Raw genomic sequence first — 26,359 nt, 5'->3', positions numbered from 1 at the left:
TATTCATAAAAGTCGGAAGGTAAAGGAGTGGCTGGCACGACATCCCAAATTTACCCTGTTGTTTTTACCCGTCTATTCACCGTGGCTAAATAAAATAGAACGGTTATGGCAATCGCTCCATGAGACAATAACGCGAAATCACCGTTGTCAATTTATGTGGCAGTTGCTTAATTATGTTGATGCCTTTTTGGCATCGTTTTCATCACAGCAAAAACCAGGAAGACAAAAAATGAGTGTAGCACTATTATGAAATCTTATTTAGTATGCAGGTTGATTATGACCTGTCTGAGCGTGTTGAATCTGTAATGTTTCTGCTTACATCAGAAGTGCGTTGGTAGTCAATATAAAGAGGAGATTTTCTTGAGAGCCAATTCATTAATCAACAGCTTAAAAGGTTAAATTGAAGATGAATTGGCTTAATTGAGAAAAGAGGTTATATAAATAATGGCGATTAACATTGAAGCATTAATTAATAGTTTAGGTAGAACTTATCAGGAAATCTATAGTGAAGGATTAATTCCTTATAAGAATAAGCCGAGTAGTTTTCCAGGTGATCCTGATATTCATATTGATATGGTGAAAGAGGGGATTTTCTTATCATTTGAACGGAGTAGTAAGATACTAAATGAAATTACATTAAGGCTACTTAGAGAAGATAAAACTTCTTTTATATTTCCAAGTGAATTACCATCACCATTAAAACCTTCTATGGATAGAAGGTGGATTGAAAAAAATTTAGGGGCTCCGATTAAATCAATACCACCAAGGGAAATTTTAAAGAGGCAATTTGGTTGGATAGATTTATATCGTTTTACAGACAAAATCAGTATGAGAATTTCTTATGATTTACGTGAGCAAGTCAAATCAGTGACATTCCTACCTACTTCAGAAGTGTGTTGGTAGTCAATATAAAGAGGAGATTTTTCTTAAGAGTCAATGCATTAATTAATAGTTTAAAAAATTAAACTGAAAGTGAATTTGAATTGACTCAATCAAAAATGGAATAAGCAATTAAATTTTGGGCAGAAAAAAAAGCACCCTCCCCTCAAACTATGCTCGCCATTTTTCATCCGCAAATTGTATTTTAGTAAGTCCATCAATACCTTCTAGAAAATAACTAAAACGCTCGCTTTTACCAATATCCAAACGCAAGCAATGCAAACAGTTCAATCATATATTCTCCCTTAAGTGGGATTTGAGCTTTTTATAGAGTGCGTCGGGCGCCAGATCAGCATCATTCGGCCAGCACACTGCGCCACACTCATCAACACGCGCTTGGGCAAAGAATTTCTGCTCTTTCAGTGGCTCGAACATGGGTCCGAACAACCGATCTGCGATGCACACTTCTCCATAGGTGCCATCATCGAACGTCACCGCCAAGGTGTATTCTGGCTTTATTTCCACTTTCGTTACTCTGCGCATGATAATCACTCCAGCGGTTCAATCTTGTTGAGAGGCTGATGCTGTTCAGCCAGTTGCCAGTCATTCAGCAGATCCTGCCTGTGCTCAACCGCCCATTCGATGACCATAGCCTTTGCTCGTTTGGGCAATGAGCCTTCCATGACCTCCAAAGTTTCAATTGAGATAATAGCCTCATATTCACCGTAGCACTGAGACTGACACTACTCAACTATTAAATACGGGATATAAATATCGAGAAAGGGAATCCTTTAGTTGGTTCATCAATCTCCAAATACGGATACCCAATATTTCTCAGATAGAACATTCACGACACTGTAGTGGGCAAGGATTAATGTTAAATGTGTTAGGGCGACAGATAACTTATTATCACAAAGAGAACAAAATCACTGAATATTTCCTGCTTAGAAATGGATATGTTAGTAACAGCTTAACCAGAGCTCAGGTTATTTAAGCTAATTTCCATTTCGAAACTCATTACTACCACTCATTGAAATTATTTTCCAATTTAAATATTAGATTAAAATAATTTCAATAGTCATTTCCATCTTTATCATTACAAAAAACATTATCTCTAATATATTCCTCCATTTTATTTTCAGTAAATTTCATATTTCATAGGCTAGTACCTGATCCCCTTCATGAGATGCTCATATATATTAATTGAAAAAATCTTATATCATCCTTTTATCACTCAAATTACTTATCCTGATCTATAATTATCTTCATGAATATAATCTTAGATACTTTATCTCTGGCAGAATATCATGGCATTCACGCAACTCACCAAGCACTAGCACATGTTTAATTCAATTTATCCCAAGTTAAACCTTTAATTCTTCTGGGGTTCCTTCCCTATATGGCACCAGCGTCGTCCTATCTTGCGAATCAACCGCACAATGATTATTACCGACAACAAGCATAACCAAATCGCTAGTTGCTTTAATCGCGTGATCTATTTGTCCATTCACAAAATAACAAACTCCAGGCTCTATTTCATGCTTTTCACCCGCATAAATAACATAACCCGTTCCTGATAGTACAAATAAGATATGATGCCCTAAGTGAGTATGATTCTGCATCCCTTCATCTTTGCTGAAACGAATTAGATCAGCACCAAAGCCATCAAACGAAACTAATCCCTCGCCCGTTCCCATGCTGTTTACCATTTTATGACTTCTAGCCATTGTATCGACAACGAGATGTTCACCGTTCCAGTGACAAAATCTATTTTTAATAAATTCCATATTACTTTCCTTTTATCTCTATAAATAAGATTTTATTTTAAAGTAACTATCATCTCTCTTTATTAATTGAAATAACACTATCTCTCTATCAAATAAATAATATTTCCCAGTAAAATTTCAATCATCACAAAATTATATCGATAAAGAAACTAACTGGTTACTAACAATATATCAAACAGAAATATGTAATTCCATAGTAGTATTTTACAAATATTCACTTTGTGATAACAATCACTGAAAAACGATTATTTTAAATATCTTTGTAGAAGATAACTTAAGTTTAAAATAATACCAACCAAAAGTTAGGTTAATTACATTATTAAGCCAGGACAATAATGAAACTAATTAAATTAACCTTAACCCTCACTAAAAATAACTATTTTAAAGATGTATAAACGCAATTTCTTTATTTTAGTACAGCAACTAAAATATTCATTATAAAAATACCCTTTAACTGCTTGAGCATCGTTTTAATTAAATTAAATACTAATTTCTTAGCCAAATCCGCCGAGGCTCCTCTTTCAATGCAAATCGGAACATAAGACAAACAAAACAAACCCCACAACCTCTTTCGAGATTGTGGGGTTTCCACTATGTTCTCTGGTTTTTCTGTTCCGCTTCACTGCCTACTGTTTTGCAACCACAGTTTCATTGTGCGGTAACCAGTAATGCCGATGTTCAAAAGCATATTTGGGCAACCGAATACGCAACGGTTTCTGCCCGGAAGGCCAACAGGTACGCCAATCTACATCCTGACCTTGTAACCATAAGAATCGAGAGTCGTCCTCTGCCATATGAAGCCATTGATCTTCTTTAGTTGACGTAGACGAAGCAAAATCCCGTAGCTGCCTCAGCAGATCCTGGCGTGATGTGGCAACAAACAGCGCCCGATGGGGTAACGCTGCCCTGCCAAACTGTAATGTCCAGCTAACCGCTGGCAGCTCAATGTTTTCATCGTTCTCAATAAAATCCCCTAGCATAGCCACCATTTTTTGTAACGATGCCTGGCTATTAGCCGAGATGGGATAATAATACCCCTCCAAATTGGCTTTAATCTGTTGCGGCGCTTGCGTTGGCGCCTCCTCCAGAATGACGTGGGAATTGCTGCCACCCAATCCGAAAGAGCTGAGTCCAGCGAAACGCTTTTGCCCTGCCCCTACCCGCCAAGGATTTTCCTCTGTCGCCAGTTGTAAGCGCGAATCCACACTATCAATTTCAGGGTTCAAGCGCTGAAACGCGGCGCAAGGCACAATGGATTTATGCTGCAACATTAATAGAACTTTAACGATACCCGCTAACCCCGCAGCACCTTCTAAATGCCCAATGTTGGCTTTTACTGAGCCGATATAACAAGGTTGTAGCGTTTCTCTTGATTCATCGCGATTAAAGATCTCATTAAGCGCATTGAACTCTATGGGATCACCCAATGAGGTTCCTGTTCCATGTGCTTCAAGGTAACTGATTTGCTCCGCAGAGACGCCAGCCTGTTGCAAGCAATCCTTGACCAACGCAATTTGCTGTTCAGGATTAGGTGACGTCAGTGAATTAGCACGCCCGCCATGATTGACCGCCGATGCCCGAACGTATCCATAAATAGGATCTCGATCCTCTAATGCCTGTTTTTGCGTTTTCAAGAACAGACACACGGCCCCTTCACCACGAACAAAACCATTAGCATCTGCGTCAAAAACCCTGCAACAGCCATCTTTAGATAACATTCCCGCCCGGTAATAAGCAGCCATGTTGAATGTGTTGCTCAATAGGTTAACACTGCCAACTATCGCCTGTTGGCACTCCCCAGAACGCAATGAATTCACCGCTAGTGTCAGTGCTGTCAATCCACTTGAACACGCAGTATCAATTTGTAAACTCGGACCAATAAAGTTGTAATAAAATGACAATCTGTTAGCCAGCAGGCAATTCAGTGTCCCTGGCGTTGCATAAGCATTTGCCATCGCCATATCAGCCGCAACCAGTTCACGATAATCATTACTGCACGAGCCAATAAAAACACCCGTCTTTGATCCTGAATAGCCAAGCGGATTAGCACCACTATCTTCGATCGCTTGCCAGGTCAGCTCCAACAGCATTCTCTGTTGCGGGTCCATCATGGCCGCGACTCGTGGGGAAATGCCAAAGAATGGCGCATCAAAACCATCAATACTCTCAAGCAACCCGGCTTTTAAGGCTTTTTTCGGCAATGGAATGACGTAAGGTTTTCCCGATGCAAACCGCTGCTCTGGAATCTCTTTTATTACACTGTGTCCGGCTCTTAAGATCTCCCACATTTGTTCCGGTGAATCTTCCGCCCCAGGAAGTCGGAAAGCCATGCCCACAATAGCAACAGGCATCTGTTTCGTATCACCCACACTACTTACTGAGGGAGTAATGGAACTTAAATGTTCCAACAAGGCAGATTTAGCTATCCGTTGTTCATCCGGGCTAAGCGAATGATATATGTGGTGCAGATTATCCATGCTTTCCTCCTTCTATGAGGCGCTGTAACCTTAATGCTGCTTCGCCGTCAAGACCACGCATCGCATTAATAAAGTCATCCAAGGAATGTTTATTCTCAGTCAATTCAATTTTGGCCGTGTCAAGATATTCAATCAATCGATGCGGTGAGCTATAACGCCAGAACAGCGTTGGCGATAATTTTCGACGAAAATGTACTGACATCCGCTCTGCAAGTTTGACTGCCTTGAGCGAATCAATACCTAAATCAGCCCAAGTGCGCTGCATCATTGATTCAGTAAAATCTTCATCCCAATTCAGGAAATCCGCCAGCAACGTACGTAACTGCCCGGCAATCGATTTAACCGGTTTAACTTCTATCTGATGCGCAACCGATCGTGATCCAGACAGAGTACGAACCTGAGCAATAATCTCAGTCAGAAACTCAGACGCCTCGACCCCATTAAGCAGATAGTGATTAAATGCCAGAACGAGGTTCATCTCTTTGTTGTGAGGAGCGCCAATGAACAATGTTGACTGGGACGGCGGCACAATAACCGGTACGGCAAAGGTAGCGCCATCGTTGCCGGTATATGAGACCATCATAGGAACATCAACATCGACAGGCAGTTTTTCCGCATCTGGATCAAGTACGCTATTTAGATGCTGTCTGAACTCAAAAAAGTCCATTGTCTGTGTTTTCGGTACCTTTAATGAACTCAAATCGCCTTTTTCATCCAGAAAAGCAATACCCAGGTTGATATCCGTATAAGTGTGATAGCGCTCTTGATCAAGCGGTCTTGAACGCAACATTGGGAATTTTTTCAATGCCTGAGAAATCGCATAAGTGATGACCTGAAATGGCGTTATCCACTCTTGCTGCCCGGAAGTCTCCGTTAAATGATGAATGGCGTTATCAACAAGTTCAATCGATAAGGGTTTAGCTGCCCAGCACGGCTGTACGGCAGCACTATTCAGCCGTATTGCACGATTAAGACGCTGCTGATCTCTTGACAGAAAACCGACATTGCTATCTTCTGCATCGCTCTTTTCTGATGGCCTGGTTTCTTCTGATATCTTAGTTTCGCGGCGCTGTTGAAGGTAATCATCTATATGGCTTGGCAATAATGTGCCATATTTTTCCGCCAGTTGATTAAGAATGTGCGGCTCAATTTGGTGTTCTTGTGCGTATTGACGGGTTTTTGGCGGAATACGCGCAGGAGGAGCAGATACCTCAGGAGCAACCTCTACTTGCTCTACTTTTTCTACTCTCTCCACTTTCTCCGGCGGAGGCGTTAACTCTTCACTGACCGGGGAAGGCTCTGCCGCCTCACCGACGGCTCTGATGACTGCAATAGGCGCTCCAACAGGAATAATATCATTTTCCGCAGCCAACCATTTTTCCAAGATCCCTTCAACATCAGACTCAATGGTAAAGGCAGCCTTATCCGTCTCCATTTCATAAACAGGCTCATCACGCTTGACATGATCTCCCACCTGCTTAAGTAACTGGATGATGACGACTTCCGTGGTTCCTTCTCCCATCGGGGGAATAAACAACTGTGCCATAAGTTCTCCTTAGCTCATTACCGCATAGACGGAAGCTAAAATGTCATCCGTGCCGGGTAAAACAGCTTTCTCTAAACAAGGATTAAAAGGAATATGAATATCTTCACGCGTCACCAGGCGCGGAGGGGCCAGTAAAGAGAAGAAATTGTCATTCTCATCCAAAAGATCAGCAATAATAGATGCCCCAACACTGGCCGTCCGGGTATCCTCTTGCACAACGATAAGCCGCCCGGTTTTGCGCAAAGATTCCGCAATCCGTTGTTTATCCCAAGGTACCAGACTACGCAATTCAATCACTTCAATGTCAATATTGTCTTTTTCCGCTTGAAGAGCCGCCATCGTCGCCAGCTGAATAGTATTTCCCCAAGCAACCAATGTAATATCCTTTCCTGCCCTGACGATATTTGCCTGCCCAAGCGACACAGGCGTCACCAACCGACGCTCATGGCGCTCTCTCATAAGGTGTTTAGGAATCAAGATCAGACTCGGCATGTCCAGACTTAACGCGGTACGGAACAATGCGACGGTATCAGCCGGTGTCGTTGGCACCATAACATTAATACCGGGAATATGCGCCAGGATACCGTCCGAGCTTTGGCTGTGCCATATACCGCCTCCTGGGAGATAAGCGCCATAAGGCGCATATATCACCACCGGACAGCGCCATTTTCCTACCGTTCTCCAACTTAAAGTGCCAAGTTGCGACTGTAACTGATTGAGACCTAACCCAACAAAGTCAATAAATTGCAGTTCGACAATCGGACGCCAACCACAGGCGGATAACCCAACAGATGAGCCAATAATCGTGGCTTCTGAAAGGGGAGCATTCATAACGCGATCAGGATAGCGAGTGGATAAGCCACGGGTGAAACCAAAAACACCCCCTTTAGGGTCTTCAATATCCTCACCAAATATCAGCACTTTCGGATTCTGGCTCAACGCCTCGTCCAAGACCTGATTCACCGCTTTAAACTGCGTCTCTTCGGCTTCCATCTCAGCATATACAACAGGAGCGCTTTCACGATTACACAAATAGGTACTGACACTTGCCGGATCAGGCTCTTCCTCGTGATAAACACGCTCAAATATTTCCGCGACATCAGCTTTAATGCGCTCTTTTTGTTCAGCCAACGCTTGCTCAGTAATCGCCCCCTTTTCTTTTAAATAGGCGACATAATTTTCAATAGGGTCCTGTAGTGTTTCCAGTTCATCTTGGGTACGGTACAGTTTGTGAGAATCTGAATTGGAATGAGAATCCAACCGATCCATACGACAAACCAATATGCAAGGCGTTCGCTCAAAGCGCGCCTTATTGAATACCTCTTGTGCGACAGGAAACAAAGTTTCCGGCTTGCGGGCATCAACACGGCGAATCCAACACTCGTTAAATATTCCCAATCGATACGGAGCCATCTTCTCCGTCGAGGTACTAATACCCAATTTATTATCGGAAACCACAAAAACGACTGGCAAACGCCTTTCAACCGCAAAGCTGACCGCTTCATAAAATTCTCCCTGCCGGGTCGCTGCATCGCCGACACCACACACGACAAGCCCATTTTTATTGTCCAACGCGCTTGCCCAAGCAGCGCCTGCCGCAGGAATACATTGGGTTCCCGTCAGGCTGACTACCGAGAAGATATTATGCTCTTTGGAACAAAAATGATTCGACATGGTGCGGCCGGCTGAGTGAGAAGTGCCCTTTCCCATCAGCTCCCTTGTCATTTCAGTAATAGACATACCACGCGCTAATACTAATGCCCGATCACGATAGTAAGGAACCAGCACATCATTCTTTTCCATAAGCTGCGGCAGTACTGCCAGCCCTTCATGTCCAGCAGCCGATACATGGAACCAAGCTCGGCCTTGTCGTGTGACTATCGCACTACGATTATCAAATTCCCGTGACAGCAGCATGTCATAAAGTAACTTTTGTTCATCCAGACAGTTATCCATTGAAGGGCTGTGTTCCTTAAGAGGTACTTCATTGATCTGTACGTCTATCACTCTCTTTTTCCTCACAAATAGTTAACGTGGTAGTTGTCGTTATTGCGCTTAATGCTTGATAAAAAAGCGAACACGGGGTAGTCCCGTTCATGATTACTTGAGAGACTATAGATCCCGATAAAAGAAGCGAACGTAGGGTTATTGCCTACACGAATTGCAAAAGATAGAGGTATACGGTCACAATTTTTAATTACGTTTATACCCGTCATCTTTCAAGTTGCCTCTTTGTTGGCTGCATTCACTCACCCCGGTCACATAGTTTGCTATGCTCCCGGGGATTCGCTCCCTTGCAGTCGCGATGCATCTTGAAATCCATAGGGTATATACACCTAACATGGGGGGAAAAATTATCTCCATAACCATAAATGGTTCCGGCTGTCATGGTATTCCCTAAATTTTTAGCATTGTCCTGAACATAATGTGACACCATTTAAAAAACTCCAACCGATGAACAACAGCCATTCGTTAAGAGCAGGGCCAACAAACATCGGCATTTCCATGATTACAATACAGTTAATACAATACAACTAATACAATTAAAAAACAGGCTCTTACCAGTTCTTTAAAACCCTGTCTTTAAATCCTGCAATGATAAGACATAGGAATAATTCATTACTTTGCTAAATTATTTTAGTGATCAGATTTTTTCGACAAGCTCTTCATTAGGTATTTTTATGTTTAACCAAGACATAGCCTCAATAATAACACGTATTATATCAATCGAACTTGAGACTTTATGTTCACATTAGAATTCATTATGTTTTGTGATGAATATCAATAATGACCTCCTCATATCAAACAATAGATAAAGCTGAATTGACGAAATCATCCAGCATCAATCCTGATATTTTATTAAAATTTAGCTTATTATCTCCTATGTTTTATCATAAAAAAAATTGTAGTAATGCGGGAATGATCACAAAAAGGGCACCAAAAAATTTAACTATATGATTATTATGAATTTATCATCCCAAACAGCGCTGATATTATAATGCAATTAGTAGGATATCAACATATAAAAATATATTTCATAACCCTTTGAATATATTATCAATCATTCAAATAATAAATTAAAAAAATGATAATAAATAAATATCATTTTCACACTTTGTAAAATGATTAATTCATGCGATTATTTCCACTTCAAAAACTCTTTCTCATTTTTAAATAACAACGGCTTTGATAGTCCTCTTGTTTAACATAGATAAACAACTCCACCACTTTCACCATGCCAATCATTCCTGTCGATCCTGCAAACTCAAACCAGAACACCCAGTGGTGAACATTCATCCCACCGTTACTTATCTTTCTACCGAATTTGCGTATTCGATCACAATAGCTTTATCTGGTTAGTAGACTTGATTGCGATCTGCTAACCAACTCAATTATCTTCTAATCTAGAAAACCAGCTTGATAATTTAACTACGATATAATAACCAACATCCCAAAAGAACAGAATATCATGAAAAATCTTCGCTATTTGATTGTCACACCAGGATTGATGTTTGCAATTTCTGCCCTTGCTTCACCTGCTAACAGCATAGAAGCACGTCTTGATGCACTCGAGCAGCGACTACAACAAGCTGAACAACGAGCCGCCCAAGCGGAAGCACGAGCTACAATCGCGGAGCAACGCGCACAGCGACTGGAACAACACGCTATCGAGACCAAACAACAGGCTACTCAAGTAGCACAAAGTACCACTTCGCTGGAAAATAAAGCTTCATCAACCAGCAACTTGAAACTGAATGATTTTGGCGATCTAAAATTGTACGGCGATGTGGAATTCAACCTCGACGGCGCCAGCCGAACTGGTCAGCTTACTTCACTTAAAACCAGCGATAATAAAGACTGGAAACCTGGCGACAAAGAGCGTTGGAATATTAATGGCCGCATTTTGGTCGGGCTGGACGGCTACCGCCGCGATCAAAACAACAACTTTGCCGGCTTTCGAGTGCAACCGTTGGCAGACATGACCGGCAAAATGAATCTCGATGACGCCGCTTTCTTCTTCGGCAATGAGAAAAACTGGCAGGTAAAAATCGGGCGTTTCGAAGCCTACGATATGTTCCCGCTCAACCAAGACACTTTTATTCAGTATTCTGGTAACACCGCCAACGATTTGTATGCCGATGGTTTCGGCTATATCTACATGATGAAGGAAGGACGTGGCCGCAGTAGCAGCGGCGGCAACTTGATGTTGAGCAAATATGTCGGCAATTGGTATTTCGAACTCAATACTTTACTTGAAGATGGCACTTCGCTATTTCGAGATAGCACTTACCACGGCAATACATTGGAAAATAAAAAAAAATGTCGCCTATTTGCGCCCGGTAGCAGCCTGGAAAAAAGATCAATTTAGTGCAGCCGTAGCAATGGAAAGTAATATCGTCAATAACGCCTATGGCTACCAGAATAACCAAGGGCAATGGGTCGATCAATCCAGACGCAATGGTTACGGCCTGACACTCAGTTGGAACGGTCTGGAAACTAATCCTGATGATGGCATTGTCGCTAACCTGAATACCGCCTATCTGGATGCCTCAGATGAACACAATTTCACGACCGGAATTAATGTGATGTGGCATCGTTTCGAACTGGGTTATATCTATGCCCACAACAATATTGAAACGTTCAATACCGACAATATGACCGTGCGTATTAATCATCCATTCAGCGAACCGGGTAAATACGATATAAATACCATCCATATGTCATATCAGATTCCTAGTATTATGAATATGAAGAACTTTAATCTCTATCTTGGCGCCTATGTCTCCATGCTGGAGGCGAATGATAACAACAAAATTGCCAACAGTAATAATGACCGACGCTACGGCGCACGCGCCAGATTTAAATATTTCTTCTAAGTTAATGATTATCAAGAGCCAAGTTGTTAGTTTTATCTTTCCGAGTACCATAAACATCTTGCGAAACTGGAGAAATAATCATGGCTACTTACAGAGAACTGTTGGCTAAAGAAAGTCCTGAAATGCAGGCACGAGTCGCGGAACGGGTTGAAGAAGCCAGTATCCAGATCGCCCTTAGCCAACTGCGTGATGAGCTAAAAATTTCACAAACAGAATTAGCCGCTGTTATGGGTGTCAAACAGCCTTCCGTTGCTCGGATGGAACAAGCTGACAATGATCCAAGGCTATCAACACTTAAGCGCTATGTGAAAGCATTGGGCGGTGAATTAAGCCTTGAGGTGACTCTTCCAACAGGTAAGCGCATAGCTTTCCACCTTTAAGGAAGAAAGCTCGCTTTGCGGACTTTCTTCAGTTTATTGACAAAGTGCTGGTCTTTTATCCAGCACTTTAGTTTAATTAATCTCGGTTTCGTTTCAAAATAGCGATATCACAATCCCGTAAATTCGAGCTCGGTTTTTTAGGTTGGAATGTATAAGCAATTAGTCCAGCGACGATTTCCAATAAAAAACCCAGAGAGATAATGCTTTTGCCTTCATATTACTACGGACATGAGTGATTAATGTTATTCCTTCTACTCTCAGCTCATCGCACAAGGCTTGGGAAAAATCCTTATTTCCTGAAGTCAACTGAACCGCCAAAAGTTCACCACAATCAAAAGACACATCAATAATATATTACATTCTTCACCTTGATTATATATTTTAGCATTATATTTAATCTAAAAAAATAAAAGCAAATAACATAGAAACATATTTCCTATTAATTAACTTATTGAAAAAATTAATAATTATAATATAAATATATTTAAAACATATTATCTGTAATTAAACATACAAATTTCAGCATTATTACTCAAATTTTCATTATAATTACTCATACGTCTTAAAGCCCTATTTTGATCCATGCTGAGTACCAATATTAAGACTAAAACTCGTAAAACCGATAAATGGAAGATAAAATTTAACGAGTACAGTGCCGTTCCTACAAGGATAATCAGACAAAGCTCGTATTAATAAAAGATTAGCACGAGAAATCAAATCCACGTTTCCTTCCGAAGATAGCAAGAAGCGATTGATATTTGAAAAATTGGCAATCTATTTATATTCAAACAATATAAATGGCAGAATTTTATTGCTAACAAGCCTTTACTAGCTAAACTGGCACTGGATAGTCCATTAATTTCTTGAGTTGATGATATACTAGATTTAAAATCAATTAAATTTAATATTCTAACACCTCTTTATATGTAAAATTTATTTGCCAAATAAAAAATAAAAACCCAAGTTGACATTGTATACTTTGCGATCTATTTTCTAATTAAATTTTAGTGAAAATATTTTTATTGTTGGGCTGTTTATGTGATTGGCAGAAGCTACAGTGAAGGCGTTTTACCCACGAAAAAATGGTTAAAATAATGATGTTTAATAATGGGTTATAATTTGCGAGTCATGAAATGATCGGTGAAGAATTTAGATAAAAAAATTGACTTTACTAATCCTTATGCGCTGCTAGCTAGGGATGATAAAGGAAAGATGAATGTCAAAGTATTGTCGGAGGATGCTATTGTTTCACCCGGCAAGAAAGACAATACTATTGAGGTCATTAATTCACTCAAAAAACAGTTATTATAATTAGTAGGTTTGTCTAATGGCCTATTTATTTAAAATTATCTCTCTCATTTATCTAGTAATATTCTTTACTATCTGATTTGTCAGAAATTGATTAATTGATTTTGTAGATCGAAAAAAAGCATGGCAATGTTGTTGCACTGAACTATGCGGAACTTCGATATTCTTATTTATAGGTGTTTTTTCAAATCATAAAATATAACTAAATAATTTTTTGATGTAACTGGTTCTTCCTAAGATATCGTAATTAATTCAATACGATGTCATTTTAGTTCACCCTAATAAAGAGATATTACAATGGGCTGGAATATATTTACTAATGCACCAGATAGTTACCATCTTACCGCCGCACATATCCGCAATAGCTTGCACCAACAAGGTTTTGCTACTTTCAATGCTGCCGATCTTGACCTTTCTGACAGTGAAAAAATCGATCTTATCTCTCTCTGTGAATTATCGAAATCACTGCCGTTAGATCGATTTGGTGAAGGCGGTCGTCACCGCAGTTATTGCGAAGGAGTGTGGAGCTGGGAAACAGAATCTATTGATTGGAAAACAGGTTATCCGCAGCCCGATGGCAGCGTAGAGATTAATTATCATCAGGGAAGTGAATATCAGCCTGAATTTGGCGGTGTAGTACGCAAATTTCTGCGCATGTCTGACGAGATACTTAATAAAGGACTACTTAATAAACTCATTTGGCACGATCTGAGTCTAACCGGCATGGCAGAGCATTATTCCCGTTTGCTATGTGGTGTACATCTGATCCGAATGCAGGCGCTACCGGGTAAACCGGCAAAAATTACACCTAACTGTTTCCACCGTGATGGTCAACCGTTCACCGCTGTACATTTGATTGAACGTTGCAATGTCGAAGGCGGTGCAACACATATCGCGCCCCCTTATTATGCTAATTGCCAGCTTGAAGCAGTACCTGCTCACGAAATAACTCGCTTTCTCCTTAATGATCCCCTTGATAGCTACATCATCGATGATGCGGCGATTTGTCACTACATCAATCCCGTAATTTGCGATGAAAACGCCAGTGTTGGAGTCCGTACTATCATTCTGATTGATTTCACCCCACTCGAACAGAGTGACAGGTGTCCCCAGTAGCGCTTTTGCTATGAAAGTGGCTGGCAATCAAGGGTGATAGTTTTTACGGCAATCACTAAGTTGCAAGAATCTTTTTATCTTAGGAAAAATTTTGTGAGTAATTATTCAAACACCTTATCAAATGTTCCATTCTTATTACCAACACCCGCTCAACGCAGGCTATGGCTTATTAGCCAAGGAAATATGGACTCAGCATTATATAACGTGCCATTTTCGCTACGTTTACGTGGTACGTTAGATAGGGAAGCGCTTGAACAAACTATTATTTTTATGATTGAGCGTCATCCGGTATTGCGTTCACAATTTCATGTTCTCAATGGTGAATTGCAGATAGCATTAAATCCGCAGTGGGCCGAATTACGTATCAGTGATCTCAGCGATTATTCCCTGGAAGAGCGCGAAACCAAAATACAGTCAATCTGTGATAGCGAAGCCAAATATTGTTTTAATCTCAGCAGTGATTTGCCTTTTCGTTGTTTATTGCTTCGTCGGCAAGAGAACGATCATCAGTTGATATTTACTCTTCACCATATTGTATTTGATGATTGGTCCACTCACGTTTTTCTTAATGATTTTAGCCATGCCTATAACCGGTATAAAGCAGGCCAACAGCCTAAGTTAGCGACAATTACCTACCCGCATGTCAATGACTCTGTAACAGATATTCATATGAATAGCGCTCGTCGGCAACGCTTACGCAGCTATTGGGGAAAACAACTCGCGGAATTGCCTGAACTACATAAATTACCTACAGATCGGCCACGGCTATTAGAACAACGGGGACGTGGCGCGGTATATCAGAAGTCACTTCCTTTATCTCTCGTTGGACGTATTTCTAAAATCTGCCAACGTTATGGATTGACGCCTTATATGGTGGCGATTTCCGCTTTTGCAGTATTACTGAATCGTTATTCACACGATGAAGACATCGTTATTGGTAGTCCATTTGCGAATCGTCACAATATTGATGAACATGTCCGTCTTGGCTTTTTTATCAATTTATTACCGTTGCGTTTTCGTTTTAACGAAGGGATAAGTTTCAGTGATCTTTTGGTTCAAGCGCGCGATACATTGCTTGATGCCTATGAAAATGCTGATTTGCCATTTGATGAGATTGTCGATGTGGTACAGCCCCTGCGTTCTCTGAGCCATCCCCCTGTTTTTCAGATTATGTTTGATTATTTGAAAAGTCCGGGACAAGCATTACAACTAGATGGGTTAGCAACAGAAGTACAATTTATCCATTCTAGCACCGCTAAATATGATTTAACGTTATCGATAGAAGAATCCCCAAATTCACTACTTTGTCTGGTTGAATTTGACACCGATTTGTTTGATAACCTCACCATTACTCGCATGGTGAATCACTATGAGAAATTGTTAGATTCCTTGTTAAGTGAACCTGAGCGTTCTGTCGCCAGATGTAGCATGTTGCCGCCAGAAGAGCTGGCGACATTGGCTCGCTTCTCCCGGCCGGCAGAACCTCTACCTGTATTGGAATTTATTTCAGTGGCTGAACGCATTAAGTCACAGGTGCGTAATAATCCAGATGCACCAGCTATTGTTTGGCATGATCAACGTTTCACCTATGCTCAACTGGACGAATACGCGCAATGCCTGCTCGCGAAGATGCGCCAGTGTGGAGTTGAACCGGGTAGCCGGGTTGCAATATTTATGAGCTACCGACCAGAAATTGTCATCTCTTTTTACGCTATTCTCTCTGCCGGTGCGGTTTATGTGCCGTTATCCCCCTCTGATCCTCGCTTCGCCGATAAGATAAATGATGCACAACCGGTATTGATCCTCTCCAGTGAACAGGATGCTGTTGGTTTGCTTGATTTTCGTGCCATCGTGCTGGAAGTTGACGGGCTGTTTCGTCAACCAGCGCCGCCGGATGTACAGCCAATCTGGCCAGTTCAGGAGAGTGATTCCGCCTATGTTATCTACACTTCTGGTTCAACCGGTAATCCAAAAGGGGTGGAGGTAAGCCACGGGAGTCTGCATGCATCGTACCATGCCTGGCGCCACGACTATCGTTTCACCCAACCCGGTGAGCCGGTATCGCTACAACTTGCCGCACCGATTTTCGATCTCAGTATAGGGGATTTCAGTCGCACTCTGGGCTGCGGTGGATGCTTGGTGATGTGTCCGCGTGAGTGGTTGCTAGATGCCCCTGAAATGCACCGCTTGATGATGAGCGAAGGCGTGACCTTCGGTGATTTTCCTCCTGTGGTACTGCGTCAATTAATTCAATTCTGTCAGGATAATGGGAAACGTCTGGATGGATTATCAACACTGGTGTGTGGAGCTGATGTCTGGTTCGGTCATGAGCTGCATGCAGCACAAGCGCTGTGCCGCCCGGATACGCGTATTCTAGGTTCTTACGGTGTGACGGAAGCAACCATTGATAGCACTGTTTTTGATCCGGAAACACATCCATTGGAAACCGGGCGAGTCATTCCATTAGGCAGGCCGCTGGCTAGCTGTGAGCTGTTCATTGTTGATAAACACCTGCAACAAGTGCCGATTGGCGTTAGTGGTGAATTGTTGATTGCTGGCGTCACCGTAGCGAAAGGATATCTCAATAATCCTCAACTCACGGCAGAGAAATTTATTACCGGCAAATTCGATTGCCAGGGCCGTTTTGTGGTAGATGCTAGTGGTACGCGTTTTTATCGCACCTCAGATGTTTGCTGTTTCCTGGCTGACGGCACTATTGATTTCATGGGACGCAGTGATCATCAGGTTAAAATTCGCGGTTTTCGCGTCGAATTAGGCGAGGTGGAGAGCGCATTATTGGAACACGCAGATGTGCGCCAGTGTGCGGTTGTCGCCAGTAATGACAGTACAAATAATAAAATGTTGGTCGCCTATGTTGTGTCATCGGCTGATACTGACACGTTACGTGGTTATTTGTCCCTACGGCTACCCGGCCATATGATGCCGCGTGCCTTCGTGTTTCTCGATAAATTACCAACCACCCCCAACGGGAAGGTTGATCGTAAGCGCTTGCAGGTTCCAGATTTTTCGCTGCCAGAAAATCAGGAATCTATGACAGAACCGGCCAACGCCCGCGAAGAACAATTGCTGGCATTATGGAGAACGGCATTAGGGGTTCAGGTCATCGGTACGGAAGATAATTTCTTCTATTGTGGCGGCAATTCATTAATTGCTGCCAATCTGATTACACAGATCAATAAGACATTTGATGTTCAGCTTAAGCTTTCCGCTATTTTCAATCATCCGACTATCGTCGGGTTGGCCTCGTTACTGGCCAGTATTGAAAAAGAGAATATTGAAAAAAGCGGGGCAAAACAGACTATTACTGTACAGCACATTTCGCAGGTCAGTGATTTACTCTCATTCGGTCAGCGCAGTTTGTGGTTAATTGCGATGCAACGGCCGGATGATTGCAGTTACAACGTACCTTTCATATTGCGTCTGCATGGTAATTTGCATTTTAGTGCGTTAACGCAGGCATTGAATGACGTAGTGCAACGTCATGATGTATTGCGTACCACATTCTCCAGTCAAGTCAGCAAAGTAAGCGGACCGGATGGAACATCCAGTTTTGAACCCAATCATCAGGTTGCGTCTGAATTAACGTTAACCCTGCGCCAACAGAATATCTCCGGCGGTGATTCAGCGCTGGCATCGAAGTTACGAGAAGAAGTGATGGCAAGTTTCGATCTCGCCAATGGGCCACTCATCCGAGCGGTACTGTTTACGCTGTCCCCGCAAGAGCACGTGCTTTGTATTACTCTGCATCACATTATTTCCGATGGTCGTTCGCTGGCAATACTTTTTGATGAGTTACGGCACTGCTATCAGGCACGTCTGGCAAGTAAAGCCCCCACACTGCCCGTGTTAGAAGCAAACTATGGGCATTTCATTACCTGGCAGCGCACTCGACTGACTGAACCGGCGGTACAGCAACAGCTTCATTTCTGGCGTCAACAATTGGCAGATACGCCAGCTACTCTGATACTGAATGATATGGTTGCACCAACCGACGAGGCGGCGGCAATCAGTTGTGTTATTCCCCACGAGTATGTTGAAGATGTAGAGAAACTGGCTCGCGAGCAAAACTGTACACCGTTTATGGTCTGGTTGAGTCTGTTTGCACTCCTGTTGCGTCAGCAAAGTGGTGAGCGGGATCTTATGGTCGGCACACCGGTGTCGCTGCGCACCATGCCTGCATGGGATGCGCTGATTGGCTACTTTGCTAATACGCTGCCGGTACGTATCAATAGCCGTGAGTTGCAAACTTTTCAGCAACTGTTAATGCATACGCGACAGGTTAGTCTCGACATTATTGAAAATCGTGATTTGCCGTTCGATTATTTGGTACAAACACTTAATTTGCCTCGTGTGGCGGGTAAGAATCCTGTTTTCCAAACTATTTTTTCCTGTGAATTGGATCAACCCAATAATGCAACATTGGGAGACATGAAAGTTTCAGATGTCGAGTTGGGGGATTATCGCGCCAAAATTGATTTGGAACTGGCTATTAACCGTGTAAATGGTCAGGTTTACACACACTTTATGGCAATGCCGGGGGGGTTATCTGCCGTTACTCTGGGACGGATGAGTGAGCATTTGCTGGCTATGTTGCCGCAAATCATTGAAAAACCAGATACGACATTGGCTGATTTGTTGACGGTTAATGCTGGCAGTAGCGCCCAATCAGAACTTGTTGTTGATAAGCCACAGGGACTGTTTCAGTTGTTCCAGCAAAGCCTACCCCAGTATGGCGGGCATGTGGCGCTGGAAAGTGATGAATTGAGTCTGAGTTATCAGCAGCTTGATATATTAACGACATATGTGGCGCAGCAACTACAACAAGCAGGTGCAGGCCGTGGCGATCGAGTTGGCATTTTGATGGGGCACCATCCACATAATGTCACGGCAATGCTGGCAATTAACCGGATTGGTGCGGTGTTTGTGCCGCTGGCTCCTGACAATGCCGAACCAGCAAATCGGTATGTGATTGATAATGCGGAAATAAAAGCGATATTGTGCCGAAATGAAACCGCGCCTCTGTGCCAGCGTCTTGGTCTGGCGGCAATTAATATCGATGAGTTAGATATAGCCAATGCACCTTATATGACTAACGCACCTTATACAACTACGGCGGCTATCTGTCAGCCGGATGATTGCGCTTACGTTATTTACACTTCGGGATCGACGGGTAAACCGAAAGGTGTTGCTGTCTCCCACCGCAGTGTCTGCCATAACATTCTGGCAATCCGCGATGAGCTGAGGCTTGAACCTTCTTCTCGCATAGTGCAGTACTCTTCCCCCGTGTTTGATGTGATGTTGGGAGAAATTTTTCCGGCGCTTGCAACAGGCGCTTGCGTGGTCTTCGGTAATAAACAGCAACTGTTGCCTGGCAGTGAGCTGACAGAGTGGCTGGCGCATAAACAGATTACGCATATGTGGATTGTACCTTCCGCGTTGGCGATAGTGCCGTTAGTACCGCTGCCCAATCTCCAGGTGCTTATCGTAACTGGTGAGCCTTGTATGCCCGAAGTCGCCCAGCGCTGGTCTGTAGGGCGCAGGCTGATGAATGGATACGGCCCTACTGAATGTGCGATTGTGGTATCCCTTACCGATTATCATGCCGCAGGACAAAATCTGGTGCTGCGTCCAATGGGCGATGTTCGCTTCTATCTGCTTGATGAACAGAGAAAACCTGTGGCACCGGGGGAATTGGGTGAACTTTATTTAGCGGGAACCTGTGTTGCACAGGGCTATCTGGGGATGGATGAAAAAACCGCTGAGGTGTTTTTACCCGATAGTTTTGCACCACAATTAAAAGCTCGCATGTACCGTACCGGCGACATTGTGCGCCAACGCATGGATGGTGCGCTGGAGTTTGTTGGTCGAGTTGACCGTCAGGTAAAAATCCGTGGTCATCGAATTGAACTGAATGCTGTACGGGCCGCCCTAAGTGCGTTACCGGGTGTACGTCAGGCCGAAGCGCTGGCGATCACCGATAGCCAAGGGAATAAAGAGTTGGCGGGATACATTGTTGGCGAAACCAGCCGCAGTGAGATCCTGAACGCATTACGCCGACAAGTTAGTGAAGTGATGGTGCCGACAGCGCTGTTCTTTCTTGATGCACTGCCTACCGGCATTACGGGAAAAGTCGATCTGAAAGCATTGGCTGAAATGAAACTAACGCGTGCCGGTCAGCACCAATCTTCCCCTTTGCCAGCCAAAGTTGTGTCATCACTTAGTCGCGTTGAGGCTATCTGGCGTGAACTGCTGGAGAGAGATGAGATCGATTATGACGAAAACTTTTTCGATGCCGGCGGCCACTCACTACGGGTTATGGCGCTATTCCAGCAATTGAATGAGACGTTTGGCAGCAGCTTATCCGTAACCGATATTTTCGCTCATCCCACCATTCGACAACAAGCTCAACTACTGGACACGCTGTCGCAGCAAAAAACACCTGTTGCAGTCACACCGCTGATAGCCACCGAAGAAACAACAACACCAACGTTGGATGTTTCAACTCAGGATAGCAATGCTATTGCGATTATTGGTATGACTGGCCGTTTCCCACAAGCGCCGGATCTCGACACTTTTTGGCAGCGGTTGTTGGCGGGTTATGATGCCAGTGTGGCGTTATCTGACGAGGAATTGTTACAACGTGGTGTCGATCCAGCTCTGTTAAGTCACCCACAGTTTGTCAGACGCGCACGTTTGCTAGAAGGTTGTGCCGAGTTTGATGCACGCTTCTTTGGTTATTCATCACGTGAAGCGCAGGTGATGGACCCACAACAGCGGTTGTTTCTTGAGATGGCATGGGAAACGTTGGAATTATCCGGCTATGGCAATGATAGTACACCGCGTTCGGTGGGCGTCTTTGGTAGTAGTGGCTTCAACTATTACCTGCTGGAAAACGTCATGCCAAATAAAGACCGGACGCACCTCGATCCCGGTCAGTGGCAAATAGGTAATGATAAGGATTTTATCGCCACACGTGCTGCTTACAAACTGAACCTTAGCGGACCGGCTGTCAGTATCGGCACCGCCTGTTCGTCATCACTCACCGCTATTCACTTAGCCTGCGAAAGCTTACGGCGCGATGAATGTGATATGGCGTTGGCTGGTGCTGTAGCGCTGGACCCGCAACAAGTTGGCTTTGTCCATGTCAGTGGTGGAATTATGTCGCCAGACGGCCTTTGCCGGCCATTTGACGCTGCGGCCAACGGTACAGCCAGCGGCAGCGGCGGTGGGATGATATTACTAAAACGTCTGTCCGCTGCTTTGGCAGATGGCGATACCATCCACGCGATAATTAAAGGTTCGGCTGTCAATAATGATGGTGCACAAAAGGTGAGTTACACAGCACCAAGTATTGACGGCCAATCCTCAGTGATCAAAGACGCGCTGCGTAATGCCGGGGTATCGCCTGCCAGCATCAGTTATATCGAAGCACATGGTACGGCAACCACTTTAGGCGATCCGATAGAAGTGCGTGCGCTGACTCAGGCTTTCCTGGAACTGTCTGATAGTGAAGTGTTGCCTGTAGGGAGTTGTGCAATAGGTTCTGTGAAAGGAAATATAGGACATATTGATGCGGCAGCCGGTATCGCGGGAGTCATCAAAACCGTGTTGGCGCTGCGTCACCAGACTTTGCCGCCAAGTATTCACTATCATCAACCCAATCCTGCAATCCACTTCGAACAGACCCCGTTTTCCGTGATCAATACCGCATGCCCGTGGCCGCAAACCAGTAAGCCACGTCGTGCCGGTGTAAGTTCTTTCGGCATTGGCGGCACGAATGCCCACCTTATTCTGGAAGAAGCTCCGCGTCAGCAAGATGACCGTGTATTAGATGACGAGCGCTGGCATCTACTGCCGATTTCAGCGAAAACGCCGCAAGCGTTGCTTCAACAAGGGGAACGTCTGGCAGTAGCACTGGCTACCTGTCATGAGCCACTGGCGGATATTGCCGGGACTTTGCAACAGGGACGCAGCGCTTTCAGTGAGCGTGCTTTTGTTGTGGGAAAAGACCGGGAGCAATTAATCAATCAACTACGCCAGCTATCGCCGCAGACGGTTAGTCGCAAGCAACAGCATCGGCCAGTGATTTTTATGTTTCCGGGACAAGGCAGTCAGTCTATTGAAATGGGCCAATCGCTCTATCTGCGCGATGGTGTATTCCGCCAGCAATTTGATCGCTGCGCCGAACTGCTACAGCCACACATCAAACTGGATATCAGGCAGTTAATTTATCCGCAATCGGAACGTGACAATGCTGTCAGTCGGTTAAATGCCACACGTTATACTCAGCCCGCCCTGTTCACTGTTGAGTATGCTCTGGCCTGCCAGCTACAAGCGTGGGGTATTACACCTCAAGCAATGATTGGTCATAGCCTCGGTGAACTGGTTGCTGCCTGTGTTGGGGGTATGCTCGAGCTGGAAGATACACTGGCATTGGTAGCAAATCGAGCTGCAATCATGCAGCGTCAGCCCACAGGGGCAATGCTGGCTGTACAGGCATCAGCTGAACGCATGGTTTCACTGGCGCCAGAGTGTGAATTTGCAGCGATCAACGGACCTGAACAGTGCGTGATAACCGGCAGCCATGACAATATCGCTGCACTGGAAGCACAGTGCGACAAGGCAGGTATTTCTTGTCGACGACTAACGACATCACACGCATTTCATAGTTCATTGATGGATGCCGCCGCACAACAGATGAGAGAATTCAGCGCAGGCTTCATGCTACAATCCGGCACCATTCCGATGATATCCAACATCAGCGGCAGTTGGTTCAGTGAACAGGATCGCGACAATTCTGGTTATTGGGGAGATCATCTGCGTCGGCCGGTACGCTTCTATGATGGTATTCTTACGTTGCTGAACCGTTATGACAATCCAATCCTGCTTGAAGTGGGTCCGGGGAGTGCGCTGACCAGCATGCTGAAAGATCTACAGCAAACAGGCCAGGCTCAGATACTGACCACGATGCGCCGTATTCATCAGCAGAAATCGGATGAAGAGGTGCTGCTTAATACCATCGGGCAGTTGTGGCAGCAAGGAATCGCTATCGATTGGGCCGCATTTGGTCATTCACACAAATTACATCGGGTTATGCTGCCAGCGTACCCCTTCCAACGCCAACATCTCTGGTTGGAACATCCTGTCACTACATCAGCCGCCGTAATAAATACACAACGGAGAAAATTACCGACTTTCACACAGTTATCAGATAGAGAGGGAGTCACACAGTTTACTTGTAAGCTAGATGATCATGTCTGGTTTATTGATGAACATCGCATCTTCGAAGGGCAAGGCGTATTACCGGGCACAGGTTGCCTGGAATTAGTGCGTCGTGCTTTTCACCAATTGCAACCCGGCGGCACGGCTACTTTCAGTGAAGTTTACTTCCCCTCACCGTTGGTATTATCGGCAGGTGTTGAGCGTCAGATACGCATCAGCTTGACCGCCATTGATAATGGCTTTGCCTTTACGCTGGAATCTCGCGGTGATGGTGATGACATGTGGCAACTCCATGCAAACGGCAATGTTACTGCCGTATGCTCTCCACCAGCAGAGATTGTTTCACCTTATGAGTTACGTCGGAATTTGCAGCTTGAAGAAGTTGCAGAAGCATCGGAGCGTTTCAATCAAGCATTTGCTGACTATGGACCGCGCTGGCAATGCATTGCAGGTGTATGGATGGGTGATCGCTGTGCATTGGCGCAGTTGCGACTCAATCCGGCATTTATCGATGATTTGCCTGATATTGCATTACATCCTGCTTTGCTCGACTTAGGCACGGTGTTCTTACATGCCTGTCTGTTACCGGGCGATGCTTCAATACCGTTCCATTATGGTTCGCTGACGCTACATCAGCCATTATGCGCCGAATTTTACAGCCTGGCGGTTGAGACGGCACCTCGGACTTATGACATAACGCTATTTAGTTGGGATGAGAACCAGAATTGCAAGCAGGTGCTGGTTGAAATTCACGGTTACAATTTACGTCAGATCAACTCCGCGCCACTCCAGCCAGTGCGCGAGGCGAATGTAGCACGGTGGTGTCGTTATCCTCGATGGTTGCCGAAGCCGCTGGGCGAAGCAAAGCAGAATCGTGCGCCGTGGCTGATTTTTGGCGCCCAAGCCGCTGGACTGAGTGATTTATGGCAAGCGGCGGCACCCGGTAGTATCGTTGTTGAAGATGCTGATCAATTTCTGCAACAGGATACTTGCCGCTTTAGTTTGCGTCAGGATCAACCCGAAGATTATCAACGACTGATAGATTGCCTGATACAACAACAAGTGCTACCAGAACGTATTATCTGGTGCTGGACTGCGGCAGGGATTTCTCAACCAGAGGCCGCGTTTGAACAACTGGCGGCGGCGATTAAAGCGCTGACCAGTCATCGCAGGGTTTTTAATATTACCCTGATTTCCCGTGGCCTACAGGCAGCCAGAGTGCTGGAAGCCTGTAATGCCGCACCCGCACTTGGCTTGCTGGGAATATTGGCAGCCGAATATCCGGGATGTTCCGCACGTCATATCGATCTGGATGATGACACTTTTGCTACATATCAATCGCTGATTGCGGAACTGTATACGGATATCCAACCAGAAGAGACGACAGAAGGAATACCGGTTACCAGCATTACGCTTAAACAGGATGAGCGTGAATTGCAGACATTTACTGAGCTTGATGAGATACCTCGCCGACAAATTCTGCATGATGGCGGTGTTTATCTAATTACTGGTGGACTGGGGGGTATCGGTCAGTTACTAGCACGTCACATCAGCAATCAATGCAGTAAGGCTAAACTCGGTATTTTGAGCCGCCGGGAAACTAATGCGGCAAATGAAGCTTTACTCGATGTGTTACGGAAATCGGGTGCTGAAATCATGATGTTACGCGCTGATGTTGCTGACGGTGTGGCATTAAATGAAGCATTGGCACAGATGCGGGCAAAATTTGGCGCTATCAACGGTGTGATTCACTCCGCGGGTATTGAAGCCAGTGGATTGCTGGAGCATGGCACGTCACAGGACTGGTGCCATGTGATGGCGGCAAAGGTGAGTGGTACCCAGCAACTGATGACAGCGATTAGTCAGGACCCTCTCGACTTTGTTCTGTTGTGCTCTTCACTTGCCTCATTGGTAGGTGGCATTGGTCAGGCAGACTACGCGGCGGCGAACCGTTATCTTGATGCCGTGGCGCACTACTGGCGACAGCAGGCTATACCGGTAACGTCAGTTAACTGGGATACCTGGGCAGAAGTAGGGATGGCCGTGGATTATGCTGCCCGCCGTAAAGAAAGTGTGATTGGTCTCAGTAATCAAGAGGGCTGCGCTATTTTCGATCTGGCTATCGCCGGAATGGAAGCACAGATCGTTGTCAGTAAATTTACTACTGTTCAGCACGCGCAATTACAGAATTCATCGGCGATATCTGATTCCGCCAGCCCAGAGGAAGCGGTTCGTCAATTGTGGTATGAGCTACTGGGTGAAGAGACGATTAACCTGGAAGATGATTTCTTCGAACTGGGTGGCCATTCACTGTTGGCAACACAAATGATCTCCCGTTTACGTGATCATTTCCAACACTGTCTGACGCTGGCGGAGTTTCTCGAACAGCCGACAATGACTCGTGTTGTCCGTTCACTATCTGACGATAAAAAGAGCCAGGCTCCTGAGAATGCCCATATCCGCTATTGTCTGGTGCCAATTAATCACGGCGGTAATGGTAATTACTCACCCCTATTTTGTGTGCCGGGTATGGGCGGCAATGTTACCCAATTTATGCCTCTGGCCGCGGCGTTACCACAAGAACTGCCATTTATCGGTATGCAATATTTGGGGCTTGATGGAAAAACTGCGCCGCATCAATCAGTGGAAGAAATAGCAACGCATTACATTGCCTGTTTGCGTTCGGTACAGAAGCAGGGGCCATATCATATCGGCGGTCATTCATTGGGGCAAAGTAGCTTATGAA

General features: G+C 44.5%; 11 protein-coding genes and 4 pseudogenes. 8 read left to right on the top strand and 7 right to left on the bottom strand.

Translation table 11 applies throughout. The features are described from left to right. Together C6H66_RS13780 and C6H66_RS13770 are read left to right on the top strand one after the other, a co-directional pair. A partial coding sequence (locus C6H66_RS13780) for a transposase (RefSeq protein WP_181150205.1) occupies positions 1-250 on the top strand: 250 nt, incomplete at its 5' end. A 194-nt stretch (positions 251-444) separates the two neighbouring features. Next, on the top strand, positions 445-903 hold the full coding sequence (locus tag C6H66_RS13770) for a DUF6392 family protein (RefSeq protein ID WP_046397163.1): 459 nt from the start codon (positions 445-447) through the stop codon (positions 901-903). A 267-nt stretch (positions 904-1,170) separates the two neighbouring features. Here C6H66_RS13770 and C6H66_RS13765 read toward each other — a convergent pair whose 3' ends face one another. Both C6H66_RS13765 and C6H66_RS13760 read right to left on the bottom strand, forming a co-directional pair. Further along, positions 1,171-1,422 carry a DUF2442 domain-containing protein gene (locus C6H66_RS13765; RefSeq protein ID WP_046397162.1) on the bottom strand — a complete coding sequence of 84 codons (252 nt, stop codon included), beginning with the start codon at positions 1,420-1,422 and terminating at the stop codon, positions 1,171-1,173. A gap of 5 nt (positions 1,423-1,427) precedes the next feature. Continuing rightward, positions 1,428-1,595 (bottom strand): annotated as a pseudogene (locus C6H66_RS13760) (DUF4160 domain-containing protein); the annotation flags it as partial. A 101-nt stretch (positions 1,596-1,696) separates the two neighbouring features. Between C6H66_RS13760 and C6H66_RS27655 the strand changes: the two are divergent. Further along, positions 1,697-1,853, top strand: a pseudogene (locus C6H66_RS27655) (IS982 family transposase); the annotation flags it as partial. Between the two features lie 390 nt (positions 1,854-2,243). Here C6H66_RS27655 and C6H66_RS13750 read toward each other — a convergent pair. The 4 genes from C6H66_RS13750 to C6H66_RS13735 all read right to left on the bottom strand — a co-directional run bounded on the left by C6H66_RS13750 (position 2,244) and on the right by C6H66_RS13735 (position 8,696). Continuing rightward, on the bottom strand, positions 2,244-2,666 hold the full coding sequence (locus C6H66_RS13750) for a cupin domain-containing protein (protein ID WP_040152390.1): 423 nt from the start codon (positions 2,664-2,666) through the stop codon (positions 2,244-2,246). 626 nt (positions 2,667-3,292) lie between these two features. After that, positions 3,293-5,143, bottom strand: a complete 1,851-nt coding sequence (locus tag C6H66_RS13745; RefSeq protein WP_036807360.1) for a type I polyketide synthase — start codon at positions 5,141-5,143, stop codon at positions 3,293-3,295. Next, positions 5,136-6,689 carry a biotin/lipoyl-containing protein gene (locus C6H66_RS13740; protein WP_046397160.1) on the bottom strand — a complete coding sequence of 518 codons (1,554 nt, stop codon included), beginning with the start codon at positions 6,687-6,689 and terminating at the stop codon, positions 5,136-5,138. Before C6H66_RS13740 ends, C6H66_RS13745 begins: the two co-directional genes overlap by 8 nt. Positions 6,690-6,698: 9 nt before the next feature. Continuing rightward, on the bottom strand, positions 6,699-8,696 hold the full coding sequence (locus tag C6H66_RS13735; RefSeq protein WP_052739494.1) for a dehydrogenase E1 component subunit alpha/beta: 1,998 nt from the start codon (positions 8,694-8,696) through the stop codon (positions 6,699-6,701). A 1,462-nt stretch (positions 8,697-10,158) separates the two neighbouring features. Between C6H66_RS13735 and C6H66_RS13730 the strand changes: the two are divergent. Further along, a pseudogene (locus tag C6H66_RS13730) lies at positions 10,159-11,566 on the top strand (carbohydrate porin). 80 nt (positions 11,567-11,646) lie between these two features. After that, positions 11,647-11,946, top strand: coding sequence for a helix-turn-helix domain-containing protein (locus C6H66_RS13725; RefSeq protein WP_046397917.1), 300 nt, complete (start codon positions 11,647-11,649; stop codon positions 11,944-11,946). A gap of 76 nt (positions 11,947-12,022) precedes the next feature. On the opposite strand, the pseudogene C6H66_RS27650 reads toward C6H66_RS13725, so the two are convergent. Further along, positions 12,023-12,279 (bottom strand): annotated as a pseudogene (locus C6H66_RS27650) (IS982 family transposase); the annotation flags it as partial. An 807-nt stretch (positions 12,280-13,086) separates the two neighbouring features. Here C6H66_RS27650 and C6H66_RS25970 point away from each other — a divergent pair. The 3 genes from C6H66_RS25970 (at position 13,087) to C6H66_RS13715 (ending at position 26,358) form a co-directional block, all read left to right on the top strand. Continuing rightward, entirely contained in the window at positions 13,087-13,257 is a 171-nt protein-coding gene (locus C6H66_RS25970; RefSeq protein WP_160297016.1) for a hypothetical protein, read from the top strand. Positions 13,258-13,551: 294 nt separating this feature from the next. Beyond that, positions 13,552-14,370, top strand: a complete 819-nt coding sequence (locus C6H66_RS13720; protein ID WP_105395866.1) for a 2OG-Fe dioxygenase family protein — start codon at positions 13,552-13,554, stop codon at positions 14,368-14,370. Between the two features lie 93 nt (positions 14,371-14,463). Then, positions 14,464-26,358, top strand: coding sequence for a hybrid non-ribosomal peptide synthetase/type I polyketide synthase (locus tag C6H66_RS13715; protein ID WP_248000675.1), 11,895 nt, complete (start codon positions 14,464-14,466; stop codon positions 26,356-26,358). Position 26,359: the final 1 nt, after the last annotated feature.

It is taken from the genome of Photorhabdus hindustanensis (assembly GCF_002968995.1).
In the GTDB taxonomy this organism is placed as follows: domain Bacteria; phylum Pseudomonadota; class Gammaproteobacteria; order Enterobacterales; family Enterobacteriaceae; genus Photorhabdus; species Photorhabdus akhurstii.
The sequence above is the reverse complement of the archived record's forward strand: the minus strand, read 5'-3'. Positions and strand labels throughout refer to the sequence as shown.